5 protein-coding genes and 1 pseudogene are annotated in these 5,061 nt (G+C 38.0%); all 6 read left to right on the top strand.

Annotated features, from left to right (window positions below; all coding sequences use genetic code 11):
* Positions 1-294: 294 nt before the first annotated feature.
* The 6 genes and pseudogenes from EKM78_RS12270 (at position 295) to EKM78_RS12245 (ending at position 4,901) form a co-directional block, all read left to right on the top strand.
* A pseudogene (locus tag EKM78_RS12270) lies at positions 295-1,116 on the top strand (MetQ/NlpA family ABC transporter substrate-binding protein).
* A gap of 171 nt (positions 1,117-1,287) precedes the next feature.
* On the top strand, positions 1,288-1,854 hold the full coding sequence (locus EKM78_RS12265; protein WP_125772623.1) for a TetR/AcrR family transcriptional regulator: 567 nt from the start codon (positions 1,288-1,290) through the stop codon (positions 1,852-1,854).
* Positions 1,855-1,953: 99 nt separating this feature from the next.
* The gene (locus EKM78_RS12260; RefSeq protein WP_125772621.1) at positions 1,954-2,157 is read left to right on the top strand and encodes a PspC domain-containing protein; all 204 of its coding nucleotides are present in this window, start codon (positions 1,954-1,956) and stop codon (positions 2,155-2,157) included.
* A 2-nt stretch (positions 2,158-2,159) separates the two neighbouring features.
* Positions 2,160-2,345 (top strand): PspC domain-containing protein, encoded by a 186-nt coding sequence (locus EKM78_RS12255; RefSeq protein ID WP_125772619.1) that lies wholly within the window; start codon positions 2,160-2,162, stop codon positions 2,343-2,345.
* Positions 2,345-3,346: a DNA-processing protein DprA gene (locus EKM78_RS12250; RefSeq protein WP_125772617.1), complete on the top strand. Its 1,002-nt coding sequence runs from the start codon at positions 2,345-2,347 to the stop codon at positions 3,344-3,346. The genes EKM78_RS12255 and EKM78_RS12250 overlap by 1 nt, the downstream gene beginning before the upstream one ends.
* A 133-nt stretch (positions 3,347-3,479) precedes the next feature.
* On the top strand, positions 3,480-4,901 hold the full coding sequence (locus EKM78_RS12245) for a C69 family dipeptidase (RefSeq protein ID WP_125772614.1): 1,422 nt from the start codon (positions 3,480-3,482) through the stop codon (positions 4,899-4,901).
* Positions 4,902-5,061 lie beyond the last annotated feature (160 nt).

Raw genomic sequence — 5,061 nt, 5'->3', positions numbered from 1 at the left:
TTTTTGATGCTTTGTTAGTTAGATAAGAGACAATATTCTTTTTGTTCTCTTACTTTCGTTTCTGGCTCGCGTGCTCGTTTCTCGCACTCTCGCCTTGTTCTAATGTATTTGTTTCTTGTCTTTTTACTTGATTTGGAAGGTGGTGTTTTTGTTTTCTGTTTTGTAGCTGTGCTAATTTGCTTTTTAGGTGTGGCTTTTTGCTTTTCTTGATTATTGATATTACGATTTTGCTTTTTTATAAAACTTGCATTGAGTTTGTTCTCTTTGCGTTTTTAAAAATAGGGGGAATATGGGATGAAGAATTCTGTTAAGAAATTATTCGGTTTTTTGCTTTTGTCGTTATCAATTATTTTGCTTGTTGGCTGTGGCAATTCTTCGAAGGAGAAGGTTGTTAAGATCGGGATCACTGGATCTGATAATCGGGTCTGGGATGCTGTGGCTAAGAAGGTTGCAAAGGATGGTATTAAGATTAAGTTGGTTGAGTTTTCTGATTATAGCCAACCTAATACGGCTTTGGATCAAGGGGAAGTTGATTTGAATGCTTTCCAGACGGTTTACTTTATGGATAACTGAAACAAGACTCATCATACTAAGATCGTTTCGATCGGTAGTACTGATATTGCTCCGATGGCTTTGTATTCTAAGAAGGTTAAGAAGCTTTCGGCTTTGAAAGATGGGGGTAAGATTGCTATTCCTAATGATCCTACTAATGAAGGTCGAGCTCTTAATTTGTTGGCTAGTGCTGGGTTGATTTCTTTGAAATCTGCTAGTTTGCATACGGTTAAGGATATTGCTCGTAATCCTCACCATTTGAAGATTTCGGAGCTGGATGCTGCTCAAACTGCGCGTTCTTTGAGTGAAATGGATGCTGCGGTGGTTAATTCTGGTGTTGCTAGTGATTCTAAACTTGATCCGAAAACGGCTATTTATACAGAGAAGGTTACGGCTGCTTCTAAGCCTTATGTGAACGTTATTTCTGCTAATGAAAAAGATAAAAATAACGCTGACTATAAAAAAATTGTGAAGGCATATCAATCTGATGATATTGCTAAGCTGACTAAGAAGCTTTATGGTAATTTCCAGATTCCGGCTTGGAATTATAAAATTTTACAATAGTTGATTTGAATTTAGTCTCTTGATGGCGGATAAGCGCTGTTGAGAGACTTTTTTTGGAATAAGCTTTGAAAGATATCGTGCTGTGGGGTCAAAACTGTTAGTGAGCATTTTTATTGACCCTTTGAATGAACTTATTTATAATTCATTCATAAATAAGATGGTGGTGATTTTATGGACGACAAGAGAGATCGTATTTTTGATGCGGCACATGTTTTGTTTTTGGAACGTGGTTTTCGCAATACTAGTGTGGCTGATATTACTTCTATTGCTGGTATTTCTGTCGGGACTTTTTATTTGTATTTTAAGTCGAAAGAGGAATTGTTCGTTGAGATCTACAATAGCGAAAATGTGAATGTTAAAGCTGAGATTTTGTCAAAAGTCGACTTGGATGATGATCCGGTGAAGGTTATTCGCTTGATTGTTGATCAAATTTTTAAACTTTCTTCTAATAATCAAATTTTGAATGAATGGTTTAACAATCCTAAGTTGAATGCCTTGATTGCTAGCCAGAATAAATATGCGGTTGAGGGTAGTTTGATCTACTCGACGATGTTGCGTTTGATCGATAAGTGGATCGATGCCGATTTAGTCAAACCTGGGATGAGTAAAACGCGGATCGTTAGTCTTTTTGATGCTCTGACTGTGTTGGACTTTCACCAGAAAGAATTGAAAACTGATAATTATCAGCAAGTGCTCGATGATATGATCGAAGGTATTTTAAAAGTTATTTTGAAGTGATATTACAAAAATGTAAGATGAATGTAAGTTGAATAAATTTTGTTATTGGGCGATTTTTTTTAAAATAGTAGTATAGAAATGCAGAAGGAGATTATTATTATGCATATTCCAATTAAGAAGTCGAAAACTAATAAGTTGTTCGCTGGGGTAATTGCTGGATTTGCGGAACATTTCGGTTGGAATGTCGCCTTGGCGCGTGTGTTGTACGTTGTATTGACTCTATTTTTATCTATTACAGGACTAGGGATCATCGCCTATCTTGTTTTATGGATGTTAATGGAAGAACCTGAAGTGGAGGAATAGTTATGCATATACCTGTTAAAAGATCACGTAATAATGTTTTTGCCGGTGTCGTCGCTGGAATGTGTGAACATTTCGGTTGGAACGTCACTATCGGACGTATTTTGTTCGTCCTATTGACTATCATGCCGTGGTTCCCAGGGATCATCGTCTATTTAGTACTCTGGCTATTAATGGAGAGCCCAGAATAATGTCTGCTAAGATCGACAGATCAACTCAGTTTTTGATTGCTTGTCTCAAGATCAAGGGAGTAGGCATAGTTACTGCCCAAAAGTTATTCCACAATTGCCATTTTGAAACGGATTTAACTTTTGATTCCTTAAAAAATTCAAATTTATCACCACTTAAAAAAGCTTTATCCAAAAAATATTTGACGAAACAACTTTTTCAAAAATATCTGGATGAAGCTTTTTTTGAGTTACAGTTTTGTATTGAACATCACATAATCGTGATCAATTCCAGCGACAGCCGCTATCCGATCAATCTGCTCACTTTGAAGAGATTCCCTCCGATTTTATATTTGAAGGGAAACATTGGCTTGTTGAATGAACCAAATTCCGTAGCCATGATCGGAACTAGACATCCTAGTACTTTTGCTCAGAAGTTCGGTCAAAGATTAGCAGAGTATTTTGCGAATGAATTCGATTATACGATCGTCAGTGGCTTAGCTATTGGCGTAGACACAGTGGCTCATCAAGGATCATTAAAAACAAATCACAAAACAATTGCGGTGTTAGCTAACGGTTTGGATCAACCGATATATCCTCAACAAAATAAAAATTTAGCTAAGGAAATAGTTGACCAGGGCGGCTTATTATTATCGACTTATCCCATTAACACAAAGCTAAAGCCAGAATATTTAGCTGCTAGGGATGAATGGCAAAGCGGCTTAAGTAATGGTGTCGTTGCGATCGAAACCGGACTTAAAGGCGGGACCAATAATGCAATGAATCACGCTATTAAACAAAAGAAACCGTTAGCCGCAGTGGATCATCAAGCATTTTTTTCACCGGAAATCATTAAGGACTTAAATCATGTTCAGGGAAATATCGAATATATCCAAGATCACAAAGCTTATCCTTTATCTACGGAAGAGTCACTTAAAGCGTTCGATCAACAAATGAAGCGACAAAGGATTCAAAGGATAGCAGGGTATGGAAAAACCAGCCAAGAAATTGATCTATTCAACTAAACGGATAAGAAATGATAAATCGCAGGTGTATTTGATGAAAATTTGATTGTGAACAATTTAATTAATTCCCCGTTTTGCCTAGCCTAATGTCAAATATAATCTTATACTAGACTCGAAATGGGGGCACAGAAAGATGAAAAAAGTATCAGATTGTACAGAAATTTTAGTCGGGAAAAAAGCTACTATGGATGGCTCGACGATCGTAGCGAGAAATGAAGATGGTTATGGTCCGATAAATCCGATCAAATATATTGTTCATCAAGCACAAGATCAGCCAAATAAAGTTTTCAAGTCAGTAACTACTGGCGTTTCGATCCCATTGCCTGATCACGCTTATCGTTATACTTGTACACCTCAAGCAGACCAAAGTGATGGGCTTTGGGAAGAGTCAGGTATTAATGAATATAATGTTGGTATGAGTTCTACAGAAACGACTGCTACGAACAAACGGGTCTTAGGCTATGATCCTTTAGTTCACGATGGTATCGATGAGGAAGCAATGCTAACTTTAGTTTTGCCATACGTCAAAACTGCCAAAGAAGGGGCACAGCGTCTCGGTGATCTTTTAGAAAAATACGGAACTGGTGAATGCAATAGCATTGCCTTTAATGACAAAGATGACGTCTGGTTGTTAGAAACTGCTGGTGGACACCATTGGGCAGCGATGAAGATCCCAGACGATTCTTACGCCATCGTTCCCAACCAAACAATTATGCAAGAAGTTGACGTTAGCGATACAGATAATTTTTTGATCGCTAGCGACTTAGTGGAGTTTGTAGACAAACATCATCTAAATCCGCAACCTGGTCACTTTAATTTTCGGGAGATTTTTGGTACACAGAGTGAGGCTGATGCCTTTTACAACACCCCACGGACTTGGTATGGTCAAAAGCTTTTCAATCCAGAGACCGATCAAGAACCAACGAGTCAAGATATGCCAATGACCCGCCAGCCAACGAAGAGATTGGCCATTGAAGATGTTCAAAGATTTTTGCAATCGCATTATAATGGGACCAAATTCGATCCCTTTGGAACTTATTCATCCGGTACTAAAGATGAACAACGTCAATATCGTCCGATTGCCATGGATCGGAATCAATGTTCGTCGATCTTGCAGATCAGAAACGATGTGGATGAATCGATCGCTGGTGTTCAGTGGCTAGCATTTGGATTCTTTGCTTATAGTCCTTACGTTCCTTTCTACGTTAATGCTTTAGATACACCAGAAGATTATAAGAACACTACCCAAGAAGTATCTTTGGATAACATTTATTGGCTCGAAAAGACGTTGGCGGTTTTGATCGAACCACACTATCACGAATTTTCTGATGAGATCCACGCCTTCTTAGATGGCTGTCAATCCTATGCTCGCCAACGGATCGAAGCAGCAGATCAGGGAGCAGATTCGGCTAAAGATCTTCCTCAATATTTGACTGACAATAATCTGGAGACTGCCAAGGAACTATCAAAACGGACTCACAAACTATTTGATACATTAGTTAAACATGGGCTCAAACTTTCGATTACATATTGGGAAAAGGGTCAAAATTTATAAATTACGATTTCATTCATATTTGCATGAAGATGAGGCTGTGACATAAGTCTCCAAAAAAGGGTGTTGTATTAGAACCGTCAGGTTCTGATACAACACCCTTTTTGATATAATTATATGTATAAAAAAGAGCATCGGTCGCACCCGATACTCTAAGTACTTC

The organism is Companilactobacillus furfuricola, from assembly GCF_003946325.1.
GTDB lineage: Bacteria > Bacillota > Bacilli > Lactobacillales > Lactobacillaceae > Companilactobacillus > Companilactobacillus furfuricola.
The sequence above is the reverse complement of the archived record's forward strand: the minus strand, read 5'-3'. Positions and strand labels throughout refer to the sequence as shown.

What these genes read in the sequence shown, in the direction of transcription:
- EKM78_RS12265 (WP_125772623.1), top strand. Translation starts at nt 1,288, where the DNA reads ATGGACGACAAGAGAGATCGTATTTTTGATGCGGCACATGTTTTGTTT.
- EKM78_RS12260 (WP_125772621.1), top strand. Translation starts at nt 1,954, where the DNA reads ATGCATATTCCAATTAAGAAGTCGAAAACTAATAAGTTGTTCGCTGGG.
- EKM78_RS12255 (WP_125772619.1), top strand. Translation starts at nt 2,160, where the DNA reads ATGCATATACCTGTTAAAAGATCACGTAATAATGTTTTTGCCGGTGTC.
- EKM78_RS12250 (WP_125772617.1), top strand. Translation starts at nt 2,345, where the DNA reads ATGTCTGCTAAGATCGACAGATCAACTCAGTTTTTGATTGCTTGTCTC.
- EKM78_RS12245 (WP_125772614.1), top strand. Translation starts at nt 3,480, where the DNA reads ATGAAAAAAGTATCAGATTGTACAGAAATTTTAGTCGGGAAAAAAGCT.